The following is a 25,435-nucleotide window of genomic DNA, read 5'->3' as shown; positions in this document are numbered from 1 at the left end:
GACAGAGACGATGACCCGATCCCTTGTCGAGGATGTCTGGCCGCTGTCGCCGTTGCAGGAAGGGCTGCTGTTCCACGCCGCCTTCGACGACCAGGGACCGGACGTCTACCAGGGGCAGCGCATGCTGGAGCTGGTCGGACCTCTGGACGTGGAACGGCTGCGACGGTCGTGGCAGGCACTGCTGGCCAGGCACGGCGCGCTGCGGGCGAGCTTCCGGGGCCGCAAGTCCGGGGAGGCGGTGCAGGTCATCGCGCGCGAGGCCGTGCTGCCGTGGAACATGGTGGACGCTTCCGGCCTTCCGGAGGACGCGGCCCTCGCAGAGACCGAGCGGCTGGCGGCTCGGGAGCGGACGCAACGCTTCGACCCGGCGAACGCCCCGCTGCTGCGGCTCCTCCTGGTCCGGCTGGGCGAGGAAAGGCACCGGCTGGTCGTCACCAGCCACCACGTCGTGATGGACGGCTGGTCCATGGCGGTGCTCTTCAACGAACTGCCCGCCGTGTACGCGGCGGGCGGCCACACCCGCGGCCTGCCCCGCACGACGTCCTACCGCGATTACCTGGCCTGGCTGAACCGGCAGGACAAGGGTGCCGCACGGGCCGCCTGGCGGGCGGAGCTTGCCGGGGCCGACGAGCCGACGCTGGTGGCACCGGCGGACCCGGGCCGGACGCCCGTGACCCCCGAAAGCCTGATCACCCACGTCTCAGAGGAGCTGACGCAGGGCCTCGCCCAGGCGGCTCGTGCCGTCGGAGTCACGGTGAACACGGTGATCCAGGGCGCGTGGGCGCTGGTCCTTTCCCGCCTCGCCGGGCGTACCGACGTCGTCTTCGGCGCCACAGCGGCCGGTCGCCCGGCCGAACTGCCGGGCGTGGAATCGATGATCGGCCTGTTCATCAACACCCTCCCGGTACGCGTACGCCTCGACGGCGCGCAGCCCGTCGCGGAGCTGCTCACCGCCCTCCAGGAACGCCAGGCCGGCCTCATGGCCCACCAGCACCTCGGGCTGCCCGAGATCCAGAAACTCGCGGGCCCCGGAGCGGTCTTCGACACGATCGTCGTGTACGAGAACTACCCGCGCCCCCCGGAGGAGGAGCCCGCCCCCGGCACCTTCGCCATCCGGTTCCTCGGCGGCGAGGAGGCGGCGCACTACCCGCTCACGCTGGTCGTGGCGCCCGAGGCCGACCGGATGGGCTTCAAGCTCGACTACCGCCCCGACCTGTTCGACCGTGCCGCCGCCCAGTCGGTCATCGACCGGCTCACGCGGGTCCTCGAACAACTTGTGGCAGACCCGTCGCTGCCAGTGGGACACGTCGACGTGGTGGGCGCGGCGGAGCGGTCGCTGGTGGTGGAGGGATGGAACGCGACACAACGGCCGGCACCGGTGGGGACGGTCCCTGAACTGATCGCCCGCCTGGTGGAACGCGCACCGGGCACGGTGGCGATCGCGGACGGTGAACGGGCCATCTCCTACGCGGAGTTGGATGTGGCGGCGGGGCGTCTGGCGTCGTATCTGGCGGGTGTGGGGGTGGGGCGTGGTGATCGTGTCGCGGTGGTGATGGAGCGGTCGGTCGATCTGGTGGTCGCTCTGTTGGGGGTGTGGAGTGCGGGGGCGGCGTATGTGCCGGTGGATGTGGAGTATCCGGCGGAGCGGGTGGCGTTCCTGCTGGAGGACTCGGCGCCGGTAGCGGTCGTCTGCACGGAGGCCTATCGGGGTGTGGTTCCCGCGGATGTCGGGGCGCGGCTGGTGGTGCTGGACGGTCCGGGGGTGCGTGCGGCTGTTGCGGGGTGCCCGGTTGGCCGCTCGGTTGTCGGTATCGGGGCGGAGGACGTGGCGTATGTGATGTATACGTCGGGGTCGTCGGGGGTGCCGAAGGGTGTGGCGGTTCCGCACGGTGCTGTGGCGGGGCTGGTGGCAGATCCGGGCTGGTCGGTGGGTGCGGGCGATGCGGTGTTGATGCATGCGCCGCATGCCTTTGATGTGTCGCTGTTCGAGGTGTGGGTGCCGCTGGTGGCGGGTGGCCGTGTGGTGGTGGCCGGGCCGGGTGTCGTGGATGCCGGTCGGATTCGTACCGCCATTGCCGGCGGTGTGTCGGTGCTGCATGTGACGGCAGGGATGTTCCGGGTGCTTGCGGAGGAGTCCCCGGAGTGTTTCGCCGGGCTGAAGGAAGTGCTGACCGGTGGTGATGTGGTGCCGGTCGGCGCGGTGGCACGGGTGCGGGAGGTGTGCCCGGACGTGGCAGTGCGGCATCTTTACGGCCCCACCGAGATCACCTTGTGTGCGACATGGCATGTGCTGCCGGTGGGTGCGCCCAGCCGTCCGGCCCTGCCGATCGGGCGCCCGCTCACAAACCGGCAGGTATACGTCCTGGACGCCTTTCTCCGCCCGGTCCCGCCCGGTGTCACGGGCGAGCTCTACATCGCCGGGTCCGGCCTGGCACGCGGTTACCTGCGGCGCCCCGGCCTGACGGCGGAGCGCTTTGTGGCGTGCCCGTTCGGCGGGGGCGGGCGGATGTATCGGACCGGCGACCTCGTGCGCTGGTCGGGCGAGGGCGAGCTGCTGTTCGTGGGGCGTGCGGACGAGCAGGTGAAGATCCGTGGGTTCCGGGTGGAGCTGGGCGAGGTCGAGGCCGTACTTGCCGGACATGAGTCCGTGGGGCAGGCAGTGGTGGTGGCTCGCCGGGACACCCCGGGCGGTGAGAAGCGCCTGGTGGGTTACGTCGTTCCTGATAACCGGCGCGACGTGGATCCGGAGCTGTTGCGTGCGTTCGTGGCGGGGGTGTTGCCGGAGTACATGGTGCCGGTGGCGGTGGTGGTGCTGGACGCCTTGCCGTTGACGGTGAACGGGAAGGTGGACCGGGCGGCACTGCCCGCGCCGGACTTCGCGGAGCGGGTGTCGGGGCGTGAGCCGCGTACGGAGGCGGAGCGGATCCTGTGTGATCTGTTCGCCGAGGTGCTGGGGTTGGAGCGGGTCGGGGTCGAGGACGGGTTCTTCGAGCTGGGCGGCGACTCGATCAGCTCGATGCAGCTGGCATCCCGGGCCCGCCGCGCCGGGCTCATCCTCACACCCCGCCAGGTCTTCACGGAGAAGAGCCCCGAACGGCTGGCGCTGGTCGTGGAGACGGCGGCCGACCGTGAAGTGCGGACTGCGGACGTCGGTACCGGCCCAGTTCCGTGGACGCCGGTCATGCGGGCGCTGGGTGAGCGGGTCGCACAGCCGGGGTTTGCGCAGTGGGTGGTGCTGGGTGCCCCGGCCGGACTGGGCCTGGATGTTGTTGCGGCAGGCCTCGCATCCGTTCTCGATACGCATGACATGTTGCGGGCGCGCGCTGTTCCCGGTGAGGCGAAGCTGGTCGTGGGTGAGCCGGGGTCGGTCGATGCCGGGGCTTTGGTCTCGCGTGTCGACGCGGTGGGCGCCGATCCGGATGTGTTGGGGGAGATCGGGGTGGCGGCCGCGCAGGAGGCGGCGGGGCGGCTGGATCCGGTGTCCGGGGTGATGGTGCGGGCCGTATGGGTGGATGCGGGGCCTGAGCGGCTGGGGCAACTCATCGTCGTAGCGCATCACTTGGTGGTGGATGGTGTGTCCTGGCGGGTGCTGGTTCCGGACCTGCGGGCCGCGTGTGAGGCGGTGGCCGAGGGGCGTGCGCCGAAGCTGGAACCGGCCGGGACCTCGTTCCGCCGCTGGGCGGAACTCCTGGCGACGGAGGCGACCGACGAGAGCCGGGTCGCGGAGCTGGAGGACTGGCTTGAACTGCTGGGCGAGGCCCAACAGCCCATCGGCCAACGGGCCGTCGACCCCGACGTCGACACCGCCCGGACCCTGCACCAGCAGACCTGGGTGGTGCCGCCGGAGCAGGCCGAAGCATTGCTCGGTCCGGCACCTGCTGCCTTCCACTGCGGCGTCGACGACGTCCTGCTGGCGGCACTGACGGCCGCCGTCGCGCACTGCGGGCCGGAGGCAGCGGCGGCGTCCGGCCTACTGGTGGACGTCGAAGGGCACGGTCGTGAGCCGATCGGCGACGTGGATCTGTCACGCACGGTGGGCTGGTTCACCAGCGCACACCCGGTCAGGGTGGACGCGAGCGGTATCGATCTCACCCAGATCATGGCGGGCGGGCCCGCGGCCGGGACGCTGCTGAAGACGGTGAAGGAGCAGTTGCGCGCGGCCCCGGGTGACGGACTTGGCTACGAACTGCTCCGCCACCTCAACCCGGAAACAGCCCCGCTTCTCCGCGCCCGTCCCGCCCCCGAGATCGGCTTCAACTACATGGGCCGCTTCGCCGGGAGCGCACCCAATGACCTCCAAGGCGCCTCGCTTGCTTGGCAGTTGGCAGGCGAGACCCCTATCGGCGGCACCGTCGCCCCGGACCTGCCATTGCCGCATGCCCTGGAGGCGAACGCGTCCGTTCGCGACACGGCCCAAGGGCCCGAGCTGGAGATCCGGCTCAGCTGGCCGGGCGGAGTGCTGACGCGGGACGAGGCCGAGCGGTTCGGCCGTACCTGGGTGGCGATGCTGGCCGGCCTCGCCGCGCACACCACCGCCGACCCCGCCGCGGGCGGACACACACCCTCCGACTTCCCCCTCCTCGGCGCTGCCCTCACGCAGGCCGACGTCGACAGGGTGGAGGCGGCGGTGCAGGGCCTGGCCGACGTATGGCCGTTGTCGCCGTTGCAGGAAGGCATGCTGTTCCACGCCACGTACGACCGGGAAGGCCCCGACGCCTACCAGAGTCAGCGTGTGCTCGCAGTCGACGGCCCGCTGGACGCCCAGCGGCTGCGGGCGGCCTGGGAAGCGCTGGTCGCCCGGCACGATGCGCTGCGCGCCGGCTTCCACCGTCTCGCCTCGGGCGAGGCCGTGCAGGCAGTGGCCCAGAGCGCCGAACTTCCCTGGCGCGAGGTCGACTTGACGGGCCTCGCCTGGGAGGACGCCCTCGCCGAAGCGGACCGACTCGCCGAGAACGAGGCGGCGGAGCGGCTTGACCTGACAGTTGCGCCACTGCTGCGCCTGCTGCTGATCCGCCTCGGTGCGGACCGGTACCGGCTCGTCGTCACCAGCCACCACATCGTGGCCGACGGATGGTCGACGCCGGTCATGCTCAACGAGGTCTCGGCGACCTACGCGGCGGCCACCACGCTCGCCACCACCACCAGTGCCGCCGTCGCCGCCGTCACTGCCAAAACGACCGCCACGCCCCCGACCCGCTCGGCCTCGTACGGCGACTACCTCTCCTGGCTGGCCGGCCAGGACAAGGAGGCCGCGCGGGCCGCTTGGCGGGCGGAGCTTGCCGGGACCGATGAGCCGACGCTCGTGGCGCCCGCGGACCTCGGCGGCGGCCTCGTCCTGTCCGAGGAACGTTCGGTGCGGCTGTCCACGGAGGCGACGCGGGCCCTCACCGAATGGGCCCGTTCCCAGGGGCTGACCGTCAACACCGTCGTGCAGGGCGCGTGGGCGCTGGTCCTCGCCCGCCTCGCCCGGCGTACGGACGTCGTGTTCGGTACGACGGTGGCGGGGCGGCCACCGGAGATCCCCGGCATCGAGTCGATGATCGGCCTGTTCATCAACACCCTGCCGGTACGCGTACGCCTCGACGGCGCGCAGCCCGTCGCGGAGCTGCTCACCGCGCTACAGGAGCGACAGGCCGCGTTGCTCCCCCACCAGCACACAGGCCTTGCCGAGATCCAGGCCCTCGGCGGGCCCGGCGCGGTCTTCGACACGATGCTGATGGTCGAGAACTACCCACGGAACACCTCCCGGCTCACGGACACAGCCACCAGCACCGACACCACTGCCGGCCCCGACACCACCGCCGGCACCGCCCCCACCCCCGTAACCCTCACCCAGCTCAGCAGCCAGGCGGGAACCCACTACCCGCTGGCCATCGGCGTCGTCCCGGACGACCGCATCGAGGTCAGGGTGACGTACAGGCCGGACGTGTTCGACGGGCAGCGGGCCCTTCAGGTGGGCCGGCAGCTCATGCGGGTGCTCGAACAGATCGCGGCCGACCCGGCCTTGAGCGTGAGCGACATCGACGTACTGGAGACGGCCGAGCGCACCTTGGTCGTGGAGCGGTGGAACCACACGGCCGGCCCGGTCCGCACAGGGACATTGGGTGCGCTCTTCGACGAGCAGGTGCGCCGCTCCCCGGACGCGCCGGCCGTGCTCGGGGCGGACCGGCAGTGGACGTACGCCGAACTCGGCCGGGCGGCCGACCGTGTGGCGCACGAGCTGGTGACGCGCGGCGTACGCCGGGGGCACCTGGTCGGCGTGATCATGGAGCGTTCCGTGGACGTGGTCGCGGTGCTGCTGGGCGTGGCCCGGGCCGGGGCGGCGTTCGTACCGGTCGATCCCGCGTACCCGGCGGAGCGAATCGCGCACGTGCTCGCCGACGCGGACCCCGCACTGGTCGTGTGCACGACCACGACCGAGCCGGTTATCCCCACGGGCGCCACCCGCGCCCCCCGCTGGGTGCTGGACACCCCGGTGTCCGTCTCCGCGCCCGCCAGGAGTGCAACCTGGCCGGTTCGGCCCGCGTGCCGCGTGGAGGACCCCGCGTACGTGATCTACACCTCGGGTTCGACGGGTACGCCCAAGGGCGTGGTCGTCACGCACGGCGGCATCGGCAACCTCGCCACCGGCCAGATCGAACGCTTCGCCGTACGACCGGACTCACGTGTCCTGCAACTGGCCTCGTGGAGCTTCGACGCCGCCGTCTCCGAAATGTGCATGGCGCTGCTGTCCGGCGCCGCACTGGTCGTGGTCGACGGCGAAAGGCTGCCGCCGCACGGCAGGCTGGAGCAGGTCGCCGCCGAGTTCGGCGTCACCCACATGACCGTGCCCCCGTCGGTCCTCGGGACCGTCGACGCCCTGCCGGACACCGTGGAGGCACTGGTGGTGGCAGGCGAGGAGTGCCCCTCCTGGCTGGCGCGACGCTGGTCGGACCGTCGCCTGGTGAACGCGTACGGCCCCACCGAGGTGACCGTCTGCGCGGCGATGAGCGAGCCCTTGCGACCGGCGGCGGGGGAGGGCCCCGTGCCGGTCGGCCGCCCCTTGGCCAACACCCGTGCCTACGTGCTCGACGACTTCCTGAAACCGGTGGCCCCGGGGACCGTGGGCGAGCTGTACGTCGCGGGGCCCGGCCTCGCGCGCGGCTACCTGCACCGGTCCGGCCTGACGGCGGAGCGCTTTGTGGCGTGCCCCTTCGGCGGGGCCGGGCGTATGTATCGGACCGGCGACCTCGTGCGCTGGTCCGGTGAGGGTGAGTTGTTGTTCGTGGGGCGTGCGGACGCGCAGGTCAAGGTCCGTGGGTTCCGTGTGGAGCTGGGCGAGATCGAGGCCGCACTCGCCGGACACGAGTCGGTCGGTCAGGCGGCGGTGGTCGCCCGCGAGGACCGCCCCGGCGAGAAGCGCCTTGTCGGTTACGTCGCGCCTCATGACCAGGAGGACGCCGATCCCGAGCAGCTGCGCGCGTACGTGGCGGGGGTGCTGCCGGAGTACATGGTGCCGGTGGCGGTGGTGGTGCTGGACACCTTGCCGTTGACGGTGAACGGGAAGGTGGACCGGGCGGCTCTGCCCGCCCCGGACTTCGCGGAGCGGGTGTCGGGGCGTGAGCCGCGCTCGGAGGCGGAGCGGATCCTGTGTGATCTGTTCGCCGAGGTGTTGGGGCTGGAGCGGGTCGGGGTCGAGGACGGGTTCTTCGAGCTGGGCGGCGACTCGATCAGCTCCATGCAGCTGGCATCCCGGGCCCGTCAGGCGGGCCTCGTCCTCACGCCCCGCCAGGTGTTCGAGGAGAAGACCGCGGAACGGCTCGCGCTCGTCGTGGAGACGGCGGCCCGCGAGATCGCGCCCGCCGATGTCGGCGTGGGCGAGGTGCCCTGGACGCCGGTCATGCGGGCGCTGGGCGACCGCGTCACCAGCGCCGAATTCGCGCAGTGGGTGGTGCTTGCCACCCCGGCCGGGCTGCGCCCGGACGTCCTCGCGACGGGTCTGAACGCTGTCCTCGACACGCACGACATGCTGCGGGCCCGCACCGTCCCGGGCGAGCCGAAGCTGTTCGTCGGTGAGCCGGGAACGCCGGACGCCGAGAGCCTGATCGTCCGCGTGGACGCGTCGGACGTCGGCGCGGAGGGCCCGGACCTGGGCGAGCTGGCCCGGTCCGCAGCGGGCCGACTCGACCCGGCATCGGGCGTGATGCTGCAGGCGGTATGGGCCGACGCGGGCCCCGGACGAACCGGTCAACTCATCCTCGTCGCCCACCATTTGGTCACGGACGGTGTCTCCTGGCGCGTCCTGGTCCCGGACCTGCGGGCCGCGTGCGAGGCGGCGGCCGACGGGCGGACGCCCCGGCTCGACCCGGTCGGCACGTCGTTCCGCCGCTGGGCGGAGTTGCTGGCCTCCCAGGCGACCGACGAGAGCCGGGTCGCGGAGCTGGAAGACTGGCTGGCCCTACTGGGTGAGGCCCAGCAGTCGCAACAGGCTCCGCAGAGCCAACACCCCGTCACGCGACGAGCGTTGGACCCCGACGTCGACACTGCGCGGACCGCGCGCCGCCGTACCTGGGTGGTGCCACCGGAGCAGGCCGAGGTGCTGCTCAGCCGTACGGCGACCGCCTTCCACTGCGGTGTCGACGACGTCCTGCTGGCGGCACTGACGGCCGCCGTCGCGCACTGCGGACCGGAGGCAGCGGCGTCCGGCCTCCTCATCAACGTCGAGGGACACGGTCGGGAGCCGATCGGCGACGTGGACCTGTCGCGCACGGTCGGCTGGTTCACCAGCGCACACCCGGTCAGGGTGGACACGACCGGTATCGACCTCACCCAGGTCAAGGCTGGCGGGCCCGCGGCCGGGACGCTGCTGAAGACGGTCAAGGAGCACCTGCGCGCGGTCCCGGGCGACGGACTCGGCTACGAACTCCTCCGCCACCTCAACCCGGATACGGCGCCTCTGCTCCGCGCCCGCCCCGCCCCGGAGATCGCCTTCAACTACATGGGCCGCTTCGCCGGGGGCGCGTCCAAGGAGCTCCAAGCAGCCCCCGACGCCTGGCAGTTGACCGGCGAGATCGCGATCGGCGGAACCGTCGCCCCCGACATGCCCCTGCAACACGCCCTGGACGCCGGGGCCGCGGTGCGCGACACCCCCCAAGGGCCGGAGCTGACGCTCACGCTGAGCTGGGCGGGCGAACTGGTGCCGGAGGCCGGGGCCGAGCGGCTCGGCCGGACCTGGGCGGCGATGCTGGACGGCCTTGCCGCACATACCACCGCCGACCCCGCCGCGGGCGGGCACACACCCTCCGACTTCCCCCTCATGGGCGCCGCCCTGACGCAGGGCGATGTGGAGGACCTCGCTGCCGCGGTGCCCGGGCTGACCGACGTATGGCCGCTGTCGCCTCTGCAGGAAGGCATGCTGTTCCATGCCACCTACGACGAGGACGGCCCCGACGTCTACGAAGGCCAGCGGGCACTTGAGCTCGACGGCCCGTTGGACGCGGCCCGGCTGCGCGACGCGTGGCGGGCCCTGGTGCGCCGGCATCCGACCTTGCGTGCGAGCTTCCACCGCTTGGCATCGGGTGAGGCCGCGCAGGTCGTGGCGCGAGACGTGGAACTTCCCTGGCACGAGGCCGACTTGACGGGCCTCGCCCAGGACGAGGCGCAGGCCGAGACCGAGCGCCTCGCCGCGAGCGAACGCGCGGAACGGATCGATGTCACGCGGGCGCCGCTGATGCGGCTGCTCCTGATCCGCCTCGGCGACAACCGTCACCACCTGGTCATCACCAGCCACCACATCATCATGGACGGCTGGTCCCTGCCCGTCCTGATCGGCGACCTGTCCGCCGCGTACGAGGCCCTGGCGACGGGCGGCGGCGAACGGGACCTGCCGGCGGTGACGTCGTACCGCGAGTACCTGGCCTGGCTCGACCGTCAGGACAAGGAGAAGGCGCGGCAGGCCTGGCGCACGGAACTGGCGGGTCTGGACGAGCCGACGCTCGTCGTGCCCGCGGATTCGGTGCGCGTGCCTGTCGTGCCCGACCGGGTGCGCTTCGCGTTCCCCGAGGAGCTGTCGCGGGGCGTCGCCGCACTGGCCCGCGACCGCGGACTGACGGTGAACACGCTGGTGCAGGGCGCGTGGGCGCTGCTGCTCGCACGCCTCGCCGGGCGCACCGACGTGGTGTTCGGCGCCACCGTGGCGGGGCGGCCCCCCGACCTGCCGGGCGCGGAATCGGCGATCGGCCTCTTCATCAACACCCTCCCCGTGCGGGTCCGCCTCGACGCCCGGCAGCCCGCCGCCGAGATGCTGGCCGGACTCCAGGAACGCCAGGTCGCCCTCATGGCCCACCAGCACGTGGGCCTCTCCGAGATCCGCCAACTCGCCGGAGCGGGCGCGGACTTCGACACGCTCGTCGTCTACGAGAACTACCCCCACCCGCCCGCGACCGACGCGTCCCCCGGGGCCCTCACCATCCGCCCCGCGGGCATGCCGCAGGACATGGGCCACTACCCGCTGACCTTCGTCGTCTCGCCGGGCGAACGCATGCAGGGCGACTTCGTCTTCCGGCCGGATGTGTGCGACCGCGCCCGCGCCGAGCGGATGGTCGCCTCACTGGTGCGGGTCCTTGAACAGCTGGTCGCCGACCCGTCGGTTCCCGTGGGCCGCGTCGACGTCGCCGACACCGACGTGCGCGACCGGGTCCTGCGCCAGTGGAACGCCACAGGAGCGCCGGCGGCCCCGGCGCCGCTTCCGGAGCTGTTCGGGCGACAGGTGGTGGCATCACCGGACGAGGTGGCGCTGGAGGCGGGTGAACAGCGGCTCTCCTACGCCCAGTTGAGTGCGGAGGCGAGCCGTCTCGCCCGGCACTTGGTGGCCGCGGGCGTGGGGCCCGAGGTCCGGGTGGCCGTGGTGGGGGAGCGGTCCGTTTCCCTGCTCGTCTCCCTGCTTGCGGTGTCGCTGGCGGGAGGTGTCTTCGTGCCGGTGGACGCGGGATATCCGGCGGAGCGGGTCGCGTACGTCCTGCGTGACGCGGATCCGGCGGTGGTGGTGTGCACGACGGCCTCGCGGAGTGTGGTGCCCGAGGGATTCGCGGGGCGGGTCGTGGTGGTGGATGACCCGGTGGTGGCGCGTGAGATCGGGCGGCTTCCGGCCGGTCCGGTGCGGGACGCGGAGCGGTCGGTGCCGCTGACGGCCGCCCATGCCGCGTACGTCATCTACACCTCGGGCTCCACCGGCGCGCCCAAGGGTGTCGTCGTCACCCACGCGGGCCTGGAGAACCTCGCGCGGGCCCAGATCGACCGCTTCGGCGTGCGGGCCAAGTCGCGCGTGCTGCAGTTCGCGTCGCTGAGCTTCGACGCCGCCGTCTCCGAGCTGTGCATGGCGCTGCTCTCGGGCGGGACGCTGATCGTCGCGGGGGCGGACGAACTGCCGCCGCGGGTGTCGCTGGACGCGGCGCTGCGGGAGACGCGTGCGACGCATGTGACGGTGCCGCCGAGCGTACTGGCGGCCGAGGACGCCCTGCCGGACGAGCTGGAGACGCTGGTGGTGGCCGGGGAGGCGTGCCCGCCAGGCCTGGTGGACCGGTGGTCGCCGGGCCGGCGCATGATCAACGCGTACGGGCCGACCGAGACCACGGTCTGCGCGGCGATGAGCGAGCCGCTGACGCCCGGCCGCGACATCGTCCCCCTGGGGCGGCCGATGACCGGCGTACAGGTCTACGTCTTGGACGAGTTCCTGCTGCCCGTGCCTCCGGGAGTGACCGGCGAGCTGTACGTGACCGGCGCGGGGCTCGCCCGCGGCTACCTGGCACGTGCGGGACTGTCGGCGCGGCGGTTCGTGGCCTGCCCGTTCGGGGCGGGGGTGCGGATGTACCGCACGGGTGACCTGGCCCGGTGGACCGACCGGGGCGAACTGCGCTTCGTGGGCCGCGCCGACGACCAGATCAAGATCCGGGGCCACCGGATCGAGCCGGGCGAGATCGAGGCGGTCATCGCGGCGCACCCGGACGTCGCGCAGGCCGCGGTCGTCGCGCGACGCGACGGCCCCGACGACGCCCACCGCCTGGTGGCGTACGTGGTGGTCACCGACGGCGAGCGGCCTACCCAGCCTCCTGGCCCCGACGGACCCCTCGGGTCCACCGCCCTCCCTGCGTACGTAAGCGAGCGGCTGCCCGAGTACATGGTGCCGACCGCCTTCGTCCCCCTGGAGCGGCTGCCGCTCACCCCCAACGGAAAGGTGGACCGGGCCGCCCTGCCGGCTCCCGACTTCGCCGGGCGGGTCACCGGCCGTGCGCCGCGCACGGCGACCGAGCGGACGCTGTGCGACCTGTTCGCCGAGGTGCTCGGCCTTGAACGGGTCGGCGTCGACGACAGCTTCTTCGAACTCGGCGGCGACTCGATCATGTCGATGCAGCTCGCGTCACGGGCACGCAGGGCAGGACTGACACTCACCTCGCGGCAGGTGTTCGACGAGAAGACGCCCGAACGCCTCGCGCAGGTGACGGTGGCCGCCGAACCGGAGACCACGCCCGACGACATCGGCGTCGGCGAGGTGCCCTGGACCCCCGTGATGCACGCGCTGGGCGAGCGGGCGACCAGCCCCGCGTTCGCGCAGTGGGTGATCGTCGGTGCGCCGGCCGGACTCGGCCTCGACGTCCTCTCGACAGGTCTCGCCGCCGTCCTGGACACGCACGACATGCTGCGCGCCCGGACCGTGCCCGGCGAGCCGAAGCTGGTCGTCGGGGAGCGGGGGTCGGTCGACGCGGCGGACCTGGTGTCACGCGTCGACGCGACGACGACCACCACCACCGCCACCACCGCAGCCGCGAACGCCACCGCCGCCACCACCGCAGCCGCGAACGCCACCGCCGCCCAAGCGCCCAACGCCACCGCCGCCGTCACCCTCGACGAGATCGCCGGCCACGCGGCCCAGGAAGCGGCGCGACAGCTCGACCCGTCCGCCGGAGTGCTGGCCCGGGCGGTCTGGGTCGACGCGGGCCCCGGCCGCACCGGCCGGATCGTGCTGGTGGTGCACCACCTCGTCGTCGACGGCGTGTCGTGGCGCGTCCTCGTCCCCGACCTGCGTGCCGCCTGCGAAGCGGCAGCGGCGGGCCGCGCGCCCCGACTGGAGCCCGTCGGCACGTCGTTCCGCCGCTGGGCGGAGCTGCTGACCGCCGAGGCGGCCGACGAACGGCGGGTCGCGGAGACGGACGACTGGCTCGCCCTGCTCGGCAAGGACGAACAAGCCGTCGCCGCCCGCGCGTTGGACCCGGCCGTCGACACCGTACGGACCCTGCGCCACCGCTCATGGACCGTGCCGTCCGAACACGCCGCCACCCTCGTGGGCCGCACGCCCACCGCCTTCCACTGCGGCGTCGACGACGTACTCCTCGCGACCCTCGCAGGCGCGGTCGGGCAGTGGCGGCCGGAGACCGCGTCCGGACTCCTTGTCGACATCGAGAGCCACGGCCGCCAACCCCTGGGCAACGTCGACCTGTTGCGGACGGTGGGCTGGTTCACCGGTGTGCACCCGGTGCGGCTCGAGGTGACCGGCGCCGACTTGGACGCCGCTAGGGCCGGCGGGCCCGCTGCCGGTACGTTGGTGAAGGCCGTGAAGGAGCAGGCCAGGGCGGTGCCCGGCGACGGACTCGGCCATGAACTGCTGCGCCGGCTCAACCCCGGGACGCGTCCCGTGTTCGAGGCCGCGCCGGCCGCGCAGATCGGCTTCAACTACCTGGGCCGGTTCGCCGCGGGCGGTGGCCGCGCCGCGGGACCGCCGGGGCCGTGGGAGATGGCCGGTGAGACCGCGATCGGCGGCTCGGTGGACCCGGACATGCCCGCCACCCACCCACTGGACGCGAGCGCCGTGGTCCGGGACACCGCCGACGGGCCCGCACTGACCATCACGCTGAGCTGGGCGAGCCGGCTGCTGGAGGAGGCCGACGCCGAACAGCTCGGCAGGGCCTGGCTGGCGATGCTGGCCGGCCTGGCGGACCACACCGCCGACCCCACGGCGGGCGGACACACCCCATCCGACTTCCACCTCCTCAACCTCGCACAACACCAGATCGAGGAACTAGAAGCCGGATTCGCCGGCGAGAAGCCATGGCCCACAGCCACCAGCCGTTATGAGGAGACAGACCGATGACGACCCGATCCCGATCCCTCGTCGAGGACGTGTGGCCCCTCTCGCCGCTGCAGGAGGGGATGCTCTTCCACGCCTCCTACGACGACCAGGGCCCGGACGTCTACACCGTGCAGTCGGGCCTCGACATCGACGGGCCCGTGGACACGGATCGGCTGCGGGCGTCGTGGGAGGCGCTGCTGGCCCGGCACGCCGCGCTGCGGGCCTGCTTCCGCCCGGTGACCGGCGCCCGGATGGTGCAGGTCATCCCGCGAGAGGTCGCGCTGCCCTGGCACGAGGCGGACGTCAGCGGGCTCGTGGAGCCCGAGGCCCTCGCCGAGATAGACCGCCTCGCGGCCCGCGAGCGCGCCCAGCGGTTCGACCTCGCCGTCCCGCCGCTGCTGCGGCTCCTGCTCGTGCGGCTCGGCGACCGACGGCACCGGCTCGTCATGACGTTCCATCACATCCTGCTCGACGGCTGGTCGATGCCGGTCCTCCTGAACGAGCTCTCCCAGGTGTACGAGGCGGACGGCGACGCCTCCGTCCTCGGACGCGTGGCACCCTACGGCGAGTACGTGGCGTGGCTGGCCCGCCAGGACAAGGACGCGGCCCGCGCCGCCTGGCGCGCCGAGCTGGCGGGCGCCGACGGATCGACGCTCGTCGCACCGACGGACCCGAGCCGTGCCCCGGTGCTGCCCGACCACGTGCTCACCGACCTCCCGCAGGAACTCACCGCAGGCCTGGTGGAGTTGGCGCGCGGCCGTGGCCTGACCGTGAACACCGTGGTGCAGGGCGCGTGGGCGCTGGTCCTGGCCCGGCTCGCCGGGCGCACCGACGTCGTCTTCGGCGCGACCGTCGCGGGCCGCCCGGCGGAGCTGCCGGGCGTGGAATCGATGGTCGGCCTGTTCATCAACACGCTTCCCGTGCGCGTACGCCTCGATGGCGCGCAGCCCGTGGCCGACCTCCTGGCGCGGCTGCAGGCCGCCCAGTCCGGCCTGATCGCGCACCAGCACGTCGGCCTCGCCGAGGTGCAGAAGCTCGCCGGGCCCGCCGCGGTCTTCGACACGCTCGTCCTGTACGAGAACTACCCGCTGCCGCCCGCGGGCCCCGAGCCCGGCCCGGACGCCGTGACCATCAGGCCCTCGGGGGCGTCGCGCGACGCCTCGCACTACCCGCTCACCCTGGTCGCCGTGCCCGGCGGCGACCGGATGCGCTTCAAGCTGGACTACCGGCCCGACCTGTTCGACCGGGCCGCCGCGGAGTCCGTCGTCCAGCGGTTCGTACGCGTCCTCGAACAGGTCGTGGCCGACCCGTCGGCCCGCGTGAGCGACATCGACGTACTGGAACAGGCCGAGCGGGCCTCGGTGATCGAGCACTGGAACGCGACCGACCGCCCCCTGCCGGCCGGCTCGGTCGTCGAGGCGTTCGAGGGACGGGCCCGCCGGGCACCCGACGCGACAGCCGTGCGATGCGGCGACGATGCCCTCACCTACCGCGAGTTGGATGAGCGGGCGAACCGGCTCGCCCGGCACCTGACCGGACTCGGCATCGGCCGCGAACACCGCGTGGGCCTCTGCCTGCCGCGCGGCACCGACATGATCGTGGCGGAGCTCGCGGTGTGGAAGGCGGGCGGCGCCTTCGTCCCGCTCGACCCCGACCACCCCGCCGACCGGCTCGGCTACATGATCGCCGACAGCGGCACCGACGTCGTCCTGGCCACCGGCACCGCCGTCGCCGAAGTACCCGTGGGCACCGCCCGAGTGGTCCTCCTCGACGAGCCGGGGACCGCGCGCGCCATCGCGGCGGAGCCCGCCGGACCACTGGGCATCCCGGTCGGCGCCGACCAACTCGCCTACGTCATCTACACATCGGGCTCGACCGGCCGCCCCAAGGGCGTCGCCCTCGCCCACCACGGCCTGCTGAACCTCGCCGAGGCGATGCGGCCCGCACTGGACCTGCGCGACGGCGTCGTGATGCTGCAGTTCGCGTCCTTCAGCTTCGACGGAGCGGTCCTGGACGTCGCCGTCACCCTGGCGGCCGGCGGCACGCTCGCCATCGCCTCCGCGGAGGAGCGCACCGAGCCGACCGCCCTTGCGGACATGATCCGCACGACCGGCGTGGAGGCCGCGAGCGTCGTGCCGTCGGTGCTGCGCGCCCTGGACCCCGACACGGTCCCTGGCGTACGGAACTGGGTCCTCGGAGGCGAGTGGCTGACCGCCGACCTCGCGAGCCGGTGGACGACGCGGGCCCGGGTGTGGAACACCTACGGGCCCACCGAGGCCACCGTGATGGCGACCGTCGGCCGGGTCGACGAGGGCATCAAACCGGTGGACGCCCCGCCGGCCATCGGCCGCCCGCTCGGCAACATGCGGACCTACGTCCTCGACGGCTTCCTGCGCCCGGTGCCACCGGGCGTGACCGGCGAACTGTACGTCGCAGGGCCGGGTGTCGCGCGCGGCTACGTCGGACGGCCCGACCTGACGGCGGAACGCTTCGTGGCGTGCCCCTTCCGGGACGCCGGGCGCATGTACCGCACCGGTGACCTGGCCCGCTGGACCGCCGACGGACAGTTGTCGTTCGCGGGGCGCGCGGACGAGCAGGTGAAGCTGCGCGGCTTCCGGATCGAGCCGGGCGAGGTCGAAGCCGTCCTCGCCGGACACGCGGCCGTGCGCGAGGCGGCGGTGATCGCCCGCGAGGACCTGCCCGGCGACAAACGCCTCGTCGCGTACGTCGTCCCCGCGACGGACGCCCCGCAGCCCGCGCAGGGGCAGGACGGCGCCGAAGGCCCCACCCTCGACACCGAGGCGCTGCGCGCCTTCGCCGCCACCCGGCTTCCCGAATACATGGTCCCGGCCACGGTGGTCGTGCTCGACGCGCTGCCGCTCACCGTCAACGGCAAGCTCGACCGCTCCGCGCTGCCCACCCCCGAACTCGCCGTACCCGGCGGCCGCGACCCGCGGACGCCCGTCGAGGCCGTCCTGTGCGACCTGTTCGCCGAGGTGCTCGGCGTCGAGCGGGCCGGTGCCGAGGACTCGTTCTTCGCGCTCGGCGGCGACTCGATCTCGTCGATGATGCTGGTGTCCGGCGCCCGCCGCGCGGGCCTCGCGATCACCGCCCGGCAGGTCTTCGAGCACCGCACCCCGGCGGCCCTGGCACTGGTCGCCGTCCCGTCCGACACCGTCGGCACCGGCGGCGGCGACTCCGGCATCGGAGAGGTGCCGCTGACGCCCGTGATGCACGAACTGATCGATCGGGTCGGCGCCGACGCGGTGGGCCGGGTCGTCCAGTCCGCCGTGGTCGAGGCCCCCGCGAACCTGCGCGCCGAGACCCTGGCCGACGCGGTGCGGGCGCTGGTCGACCACCACGACGCCCTGCGGGCCCGCCTGGAGACCGGACCGGAGCGCCGCCTCGTGGTGTCCGGGCCCGGCACCGTGCCCGCCGGATCGTTCGTCCGCCGCTTCGACGCGACCGGCACGGCCCTCGACGACCTCCCGCGCACCATCGCCGAGGAGACCCGGGCCGCCGTGGAGCGGCTCGACCCGCGGGGCGGCGTCATGCTGCAGGTGGTCTGGCTCGACTTGGGCCCCGACACCGCCGGACGCCTCGTCCTGGTCGTGGACCACCTCGTGATGGACGCCGTGTCGTGGCGGATCCTGCTGCCCGACCTGGAGCAGGCGTGCGCCGCGACAGCCGCGGGCCGTACGCCCGAACTGGCGCCGGTGCCCACCTCGTTCCGCCACTGGGCGCGCGCCCTGGCTGAGCAGGCGACGGACGCGGCACGGACGGCGGAGCTCGACGCGTGGACCGAGCTGCTCCAGGGACCCGACCCGCAGCTCACCGCGGTGCCCATGGACCCGGCGCTCGACCTCGCCGACACCGTGCGGCGGGTGTCCGTGACCGTCCCCGCCGACGTCACGTCGGCGCTCCTGACCGGCGTGCCCGAGGCGTTCCACGCGGGCGTCGACGACGTGCTCCTGACCGGGCTCGCCGCCGCCGTCGCGGAGTGGTGCGACGGTGGCACGCCGGACAGCGGATTCCTCGTGGACGTGGAGGGCCACGGCCGCGAGGCCCTGACCGACACCATGGACCTCTCGCGCACCATCGGCTGGTTCACCGGCACCCACCCGGTACGCATCGACGTGGGAACGGCCGACGCCGACGACCTCGAAGACCTCCGCGACGGCGGCCCGACCGCGGGCGACGCCGTCAAGCGAGTCAAGGAACAACTGCGCGCGGTGCCCGGCGACGGGCTCGGCCACGGCCTGCTGCGCCGGCTCAACGCGGACACCGCCGCCGGCCTCGCGGCCCTGCCCACCGCCCGGATCGGCTTCACCTACCTCGGCCGGATCCCCGGCAGCGCGCCGGACGACCCCGAGGCACCCGCGGGCGACCCGGCTGGCGGCCGTTTCCCCGTGGCGCATCCGCTGGAGGTCACCGGCGTCGTCCACGACGCCACCGGCGGGCCGCGGCTCACACTGAGCCTGGCCTGGCCGCGGCGGCTGCTCGACGAGACGGCGGCACGGGCACTGGTCGAGGCCTGGGCGGCGATGCTGGCCGGCCTGGCCGCACACGTCGACGAGCCCACCGCCGGCGGCCACACCCCCTCCGACTTCCCGCTGGTCACCCTCGACCAGGCACAGATCGAGAAGCTGGAGACGGCGGCCCCGGACCTGGTGGACATCTGGCCGCTGTCGCCGCTGCAGGAAGGCCTCCTCTTCCACGCCCTGTTCGACCGGCAGAGCACCGACGTGTACGTCGAGCAGATGATCGTCGGCCTCGAAGGACCGCTCGACACGGCACGGCTGCGTGCGTCCTGGCAGGCGCTCCTCGATCGGCATGCCAGCCTGCGGGTGGGTTTCCGTCAGGTGGCGGGCTCCGGTCAGTCCGTGCAGGTCGTCGCCGAGCGCGCGACCCTGCCGTGGCGCGAGGAGGACCTCTGCGGGCTCGACGAGGACGCGGCGTGGGAGGAGTCCGAGCGGATCGGCAGGGAGGAGCGGGCCAAGGGCTTCGACCTGGCGAAGCCGCCCCTGGTGAAGGTGCTCCTCGCCCGGATCGGTGAGGACCGCTACCGCATGATGGTGACGCTCCATCACATCGTGCTCGACGGCTGGTCGTTGCCCGTCCTGCGGCGCGAACTGTGGGCGTGCTACGAAGCCGGCGGCACCGCGGCGGGACTGCCGCCCGTGACGCCCTACCGTGAGTACCTGGCCTGGCTGGCACAGCAGGACAAGGAAGCGGCACAGGAGGCCTGGCGGGCGGAGCTGGCCGGCACGGACGAGCCGACGCAGGTCGTCCCCATGGCACCCGGCGCGGTCGCGGGGACGGACCCGAACGCGACGTCCGGCGAGGTCTTCGCCGTGGCGGGCCCCGCACTCGACCGCGCGCTCGGCGAGCTGGCCCGCGCCCGCGGCGTCACCCTGAACACGGTCGTCCAGACCGCGTGGGCGCTGGTCGTCGGCCAGCTGGCCGGCCGCCAGGACGTGGTGTTCGGCGCCTCCGTTGCCGGCCGGCCCGCGGACCTGCCCGGCATGGAGAACATGCTCGGACTGTTCATCAACACCGTCCCCGTACGGGTGCGGTTCGACCCGGCGACGACCGTCGCCGACGTCCTCGCGGACGTACAGACCCGGCAGTCCGTCCTGATGGACCACCAGTACCTGAGCCTGGGCGACATCCAGCGCGTGGCCGGCCGCGGGGCGACGTTCGACACCCTCATGGCGTTCGAGAGCTTCCCCACCGGCATGGACGCGTCGACGGAGGACGACGGGAGCACCCGCGAGCCGGGACCGGCCGGAGTGGAGCTCACCGAAGCCGGCATGCGCGAGTCCATCAACTACCCGCTCGGCCTGGTGGTGGACCCCTTGAACGGGCTGCGGATGCGGCTCACCTACCGCCCGGACGCCTTCGACGAGGAGACCGCCCGCGCCCTCCTCGACCGGCTGCTGCGCGCCCTGCGACAGATGGCCGCCGACCCGCAGGCCCCCGTCGGCAGGCTCCAGATCTCCGACGCCGCGGAACGCACCCGCGTCCTGGAGACCTGGAACACCACGGACGTCACCCACCCGGACACCTCCGTCCCCGAACTGTTCGCCGCGCAGGCGGTGCGCACGCCGGAGGCGGTGGCGGTGCGGTGTGGTGCGGATGTCGTGGCGTACGGGGAGTTGGAGGCGCGGGCGAATCGGCTGGCGCGTTACCTGACTCGGCTCGGGGTGGGGCCGGAGTCGTGTGTGGGTCTGTGTCTGCCGCGTGGTGTGGACATGGTGGTGGCGGAGCTGGCGGTGTGGAAGGCGGGTGGTGCTTTCGTCCCGCTGGATCCGGAGTATCCGGTGGACCGGTTGTCGTTCATGGTGGCCGACAGTGGTGCGGCCGTCGTGCTGGGCGTCGCGGAGAGCCTGGCCGAGGTGTCGCTCGGCGAGGCACGGACCGTACCGCTTGACGCTGCGGACATCGCGGAGTCCCTGGCGGCCGAGTCCGCCGAACCGCTGGCCGTGGCCGCGGGACCGGATCGACTCGCCTACGTGATCTACACGTCGGGTTCGACGGGACGCCCCAAGGGCGTCGCGGTGGCGCATGGTGGCGTGGCGAACCTCGCGGCGGCGATGCGTCCGGTGTTGGGCGTCTCCGAGGGGACTGTCGTCCTGCAGTTCGCGTCGTTCAGTTTCGACGCGGCGGTGCTGGATGTGGCGGTGACGCTGTCCGGTGGCGGTACGTTGGCGATCGCCTCGTCGGAGGAGCGTGCGGAACCTTCGGCGCTGGCGGAGATGATCGAGACGGCCGGAGTGAGCACGGCCAGCGTCGTGCCCTCCCTGCTCACGATGCTCGACCCCGCATCCGTCCCCGGAGTGCGCAACTGGGTCCTCGGCGCTGAGCTCATGACCGCCGGCCTCGCGAGCCGGTGGACGACGCAGGCGCGGGTGTGGAACACCTACGGCCCCACCGAGGCCACCGTCATGGCCACCGCCGGACCCGTCGACGAGAACATCAGGCCGCAGGACAAGCCCCCGGCCATCGGACGCCCACTGGACAACGTACGGACGTACGTCCTGGACGGCTTCCTGCACCCCGTCCCGGCCGGGGCGACGGGCGAGCTGTACGTCGCGGGGCCCGGCGTGGCCCGCGGATATGTGGGACGGCCCGACCTGACCGCGGAACGCTTCGTGGCGTGCCCGTTCGTCGAGGGCGGCGGCCGCATGTACCGCACCGGCGACCTGGCCCGCTGGACGGCCGACGGACAGCTGTCGTTCGTCGGCCGGGCGGACGAGCAGGTGAAGGTCCGCGGGTTCCGCGTAGAGCCGGGCGAGGTGGAGGCGGCGCTCGCGGCGCACCCCGGCGTGCGGCAGGCCGCGGTGATCGCCCGCGAGGACCGGCCCGGCGACAAACGCATCGTCGGCTACATCGTGCCGGAGACCAAGGACCTGGAGATCCAGTCCGTCCACGACCACCTGGCCAAGGAACTGCCCGAGTACATGCGGCCCGCCGCCGTGGTGGTCCTGGAGACGTTGCCGCTCACCGCCAACGGCAAGGTCGACCGCGGCGCGCTGCCCCGGCCCGACTTCGCAGGACGCATCTCGGGCCGGGAGCCGGAGACCGAGCTCGAAGCAACCCTGTGCGCGCTGTTCGCCGAGGTCCTCGGCCTGGAGCGGGTCGGCGTCGACAACAACTTCTTCGACCTGGGCGGCGACTCGGGCCTGGCCATGCGCCTCTCCGCGCGAATCCGCGAGGAGCTCGGCCTCGAACTGAGCATGCGGCGGTTCTTCGGCGAGTCCACCCCGCTGGGCGTGGCCCGCATGTTGACCTCGAAGGAGCTCCCGGAGCTGCGGCCGGTCGACCACCCCGACGAGATCCCCGTCACCGCGGGCCAGTTGCGCACCTGGCGGCTCGCCAGGGCCAACCCCGGTTCCGCCGCCCAGCGGACCTCGATCGCGCTGCGCCTCGGCGGCAGGCTCGACCGGGAGGCGCTGGAGGCCGCACTGGGAGACGTCGCGGCACGGCACGACATCCTGCGGACGACGTTCGTCGGCCCAGGTGCCGACAGCGCGGGCGATGACGTACGCCCCGAGAACGCCGGCCAGGACGACGTGCGCCAATGTGTTCTGGGCACCGAAGCCGCCCGTCCCGTCCTGCCCGTGACCGCCACGACCGAGGACGAGCTGCCGCGCCTCCTCGCCGACCATGCCGCGCACGAGTTCGACCTCGCCAGGGAAACGCCTTGGGCGGCGCGCCTGTTCGCGCTCGCGGAGACCGACCACGTGCTGCTCCTCGTCGTGCACCGCATCGCCACGGACGACGCCTCACTCATCGTCCTGGTCCGTGACCTGGCGGCCGCGTACGGCGCGCGCAGGGAGGGCCGCGCACCCGAACGGGCCCCGCTGCCCCTGCAGTTCGCCGACTACGCGCTCTGGGAGCAGGAGATGCTCCGGGACGAGGAGGACCGCGACAGCCTGATCGGCGAGCAGTTCGCCTACTGGAAGAAGGCCCTGGCGGACGCCGCCACCGAACTGGAGCTGCCGGCCGACAGGCCACGGCCGCCCCTGCCGTCCCACCGCGCCGACGAGGTGCCGCTGGCCCTCGACAGCGCCACGCACATCCGGCTCACGGAGATCGCCGAGGCCGACGGCGCGACCTTCTTCATGGTCGTGCAGGCCGCGCTCGCGCTGCTCCTGTCCGGGCTCGGCGCCGGCACCGACGTCACGCTCGGCACGGTGCTGCCGCGCCGGGACGAGGAGGGCGACCTGGACGGTCTCGTCGGCCCGTTCGCCGACCCGCTGGCCCTGCGCACGGACACCTCCGGCGACCCCACGTACCGCGAACTGCTGCGGCGCGCACGCGACACCTATCAGCGCGCGGTCCAGAACCCCGACGTGCCCTTCGGCCGCCTCGTGGACGCGCTGGCGCTGCCCGAGGCGGGTCATCACCCCGTCTTCCAGGCGGTCCTCGAGATCCTCGGCGACTCCGCCGAGATGTGGGAGTCGCCGGAGCTGCCGGGCCTGCGCACCACCCGCCTGCCCGTCGGAACACCGGCGGCTGAGGCCGACCTCGTGGTCGGTCTCACCGAACGGCACGGCTCCGACAGCGGTCCGAACGGCGTCGACGGCACGATCCGCTACGCCACCGAACTGTTCGACCGGTCCACCGCCACCGCTCTCGCCCAGCGGCTCACCCGCGTCCTCCAGCAGGTCGCCGACGATCCCGAACTGCGGCTGAGCCAGGTCGAAATCCTCCTGGACGAGGAGGAGCACCGCCGAGTACTGGAGACCCACGACGCCACGGCGGCGCGGGTCCCGGACGGAACCGTCGTCGAACTGCTCGCCGAGCAGGCGGCGCTGGCCCCCGACGCCGTCGCCGTCATGGACCACGACGGTCTGCTCACCCACGGCGCGCTGGACGACGCGTCCGGCCGGCTCGCCCGGCGCCTCGCCGACCGGGGCATCGGCGCCGAGGACGTGGTCGTCCTCGCGCTGCCGCCCACCACCGGCCTCGTCGTCGCGCTGCTGGGCGTGCTCAGGTCAGGTGCCGCCTGCCTGATCGCCGACCCGAACCGGCCCATGGAGGACGTCGCCTCCTGTCTGCGGCAGGTCACCCCCGCCGCTCTGATCTGCGCGACGGCCCTGGCGCCGCTGCTCGGCGACGGCGTGACGGTGCCCGTCCTGCTGCTCGACGACCCGCGGCTCGCCGCGACCAACGGCGCCTCCCCGCAGGCCGGTCCACCGCTCGCGCCGCCCCTGCCCCGGCAGGCGGCACTCGTGCTCGGCGCCACCGCGGCGGACAGCGGCGACGGGACCGTCGCGGGCGCCGTCGTCGAGCACCGCACGCTCGTCGACCACGCGGTGCACCACCAGCACGCCGCCCCCGCACACCACGGGGTGACGCTCCTCGACGTACGGGCCCCGGTGTCCGCACTGTTGACACCACTGCTCTCCGCCCTGTGCGCGGGCGGCGGCGTCCGCCTCGGCACACCCGGCGAGGGCGCCGCACCGACCGCGGGCCCCGCCGGCGCGCAACACCTCGTCACCACACGGGAGTTGCTGCCGACCGCGCCGGACAGGGCGGCCGGTGAGGCGCCGTTCGCGGAGGTGACGGTGGTCGACACCGGCGGCCCCGCGGCCGTCGACGACACCCGGGCATGGCTGGCGGACCACCCCGGGACCACCCTGGTCGGCGCCCACGGCGCCGCGGAGACCGGTGGCCCGTGGCTCGGCCACCGGACCGGGCCCGGCGAGTCCCTGCCCGACCCGGCACCCGCCGGCAGGCCCGTGCCCAACACCCGCGCCCTCGTCCTCGACGACTTCCTGCGACCGGTCCCGCCGGGCGCCACGGGAGACCTGTACGTCGCAGGATCGTCCCTCGCCCGCGGCTACGCCGAGGCGCCGGGGACGACCGGTGAACGGTTCGTCGCCTGCCCGTTCGGGACCGCGGGCGAGCGGATGCTGCGCACGGGCGAACGGGCCAGGCGGACCGCCGACGGCCTCCTCACGCTCCGCGGCAAGGGCCGTGCGGGCACCCGCACCGCCGGGCGGCGCGCGGGCGGCGACCACGGCGACCTGGAGATGCTGCTGCCGCTGCGCCCCAAGGGCAGCCTCCCGCCGCTGTTCTGCATGCACACCGGTACGGGACTGAGCTGGGCGTACGCCGCCCTGCTGCGGCACCTGCCGCAGGACCGGCCCGTGTACGGCGTGCAGGCGCGCGGACTCGCCGAACCGGAACCGCTGCCGCAGAGCCTTGCGGAGATGGCGGCCGACTACGCGGAGCGGATCAGGACCGTCCAGCCCACCGGCCCCTACCACCTGCTCGGCTGGTCCCTCGGCGGCCTCATCGCCCAGGCGGTCGCCACCCACCTGGAGGAACAGGGCGAACAGGTCGACCTCCTCGCGGTGATCGACGGCTACCCCGAGGGCTTCGGCGGAGCCCAGTACAGCAACGTCGAACCCGCGGCGGGCCGGGACGACACCTCCACGCCCAGGGCGAGCGACCTCGGACTGCCGCCCGACGAGAACATCGGCCAGGACATGGACGAAGGACTCAGGGCGAACATGCGCCAGGTCATCGACAACGTGGGTCGGCTCACCCCGCACCACACACCCCGCCGCTTCCAGGGCGACCTGCTGCTCTTCGTCGCGGCCGAGGACCGGCCCGCTGACACCCCGGCAGCCGTCTCCGGCGAGAGCTGGCGGCCGTACATCGGCGGCGACATCGAGTCCCACGAAATCGCCGCCGGCCACTACACCATGCTGCAGCCCGCGCCTTCGGCACAGATCGGAGGAATCGTCGCGGAAAAGCTCAGGGCCGCGACCGGCACCGGAAAGGAGTGACACCGGAATATTGCCGTGTATTTCACAG

2 protein-coding genes are annotated in these 25,435 nt (G+C 73.2%); both read left to right on the top strand.

Annotated features, from left to right (window positions below):
* The first annotated feature begins 10 nt into the window (after positions 1–10).
* The gene (locus ACH4D5_RS04980; protein WP_398298698.1) at positions 11–14,122 is read left to right on the top strand and encodes an amino acid adenylation domain-containing protein; all 14,112 of its coding nucleotides are present in this window, start codon (positions 11–13) and stop codon (positions 14,120–14,122) included.
* The gene (locus ACH4D5_RS04975) at positions 14,119–25,407 is read left to right on the top strand and encodes an amino acid adenylation domain-containing protein (protein WP_398298696.1); all 11,289 of its coding nucleotides are present in this window, start codon (positions 14,119–14,121) and stop codon (positions 25,405–25,407) included. Before ACH4D5_RS04980 ends, ACH4D5_RS04975 begins: the two co-directional genes overlap by 4 nt.
* Positions 25,408–25,435: the final 28 nt, after the last annotated feature.

The sequence above is a fragment of the Streptomyces sp. NPDC018029 genome (assembly GCF_044327655.1).
Classification (GTDB): domain Bacteria; phylum Actinomycetota; class Actinomycetes; order Streptomycetales; family Streptomycetaceae; genus Streptomyces.
This window is presented reverse-complemented; position numbering and strand designations above follow the sequence as displayed.

What these genes read in the sequence shown, in the direction of transcription:
- ACH4D5_RS04980 (WP_398298698.1), top strand. Translation starts at nt 11, where the DNA reads ATGACCCGATCCCTTGTCGAGGATGTCTGGCCGCTGTCGCCGTTGCAG.
- ACH4D5_RS04975 (WP_398298696.1), top strand. Translation starts at nt 14,119, where the DNA reads ATGACGACCCGATCCCGATCCCTCGTCGAGGACGTGTGGCCCCTCTCG.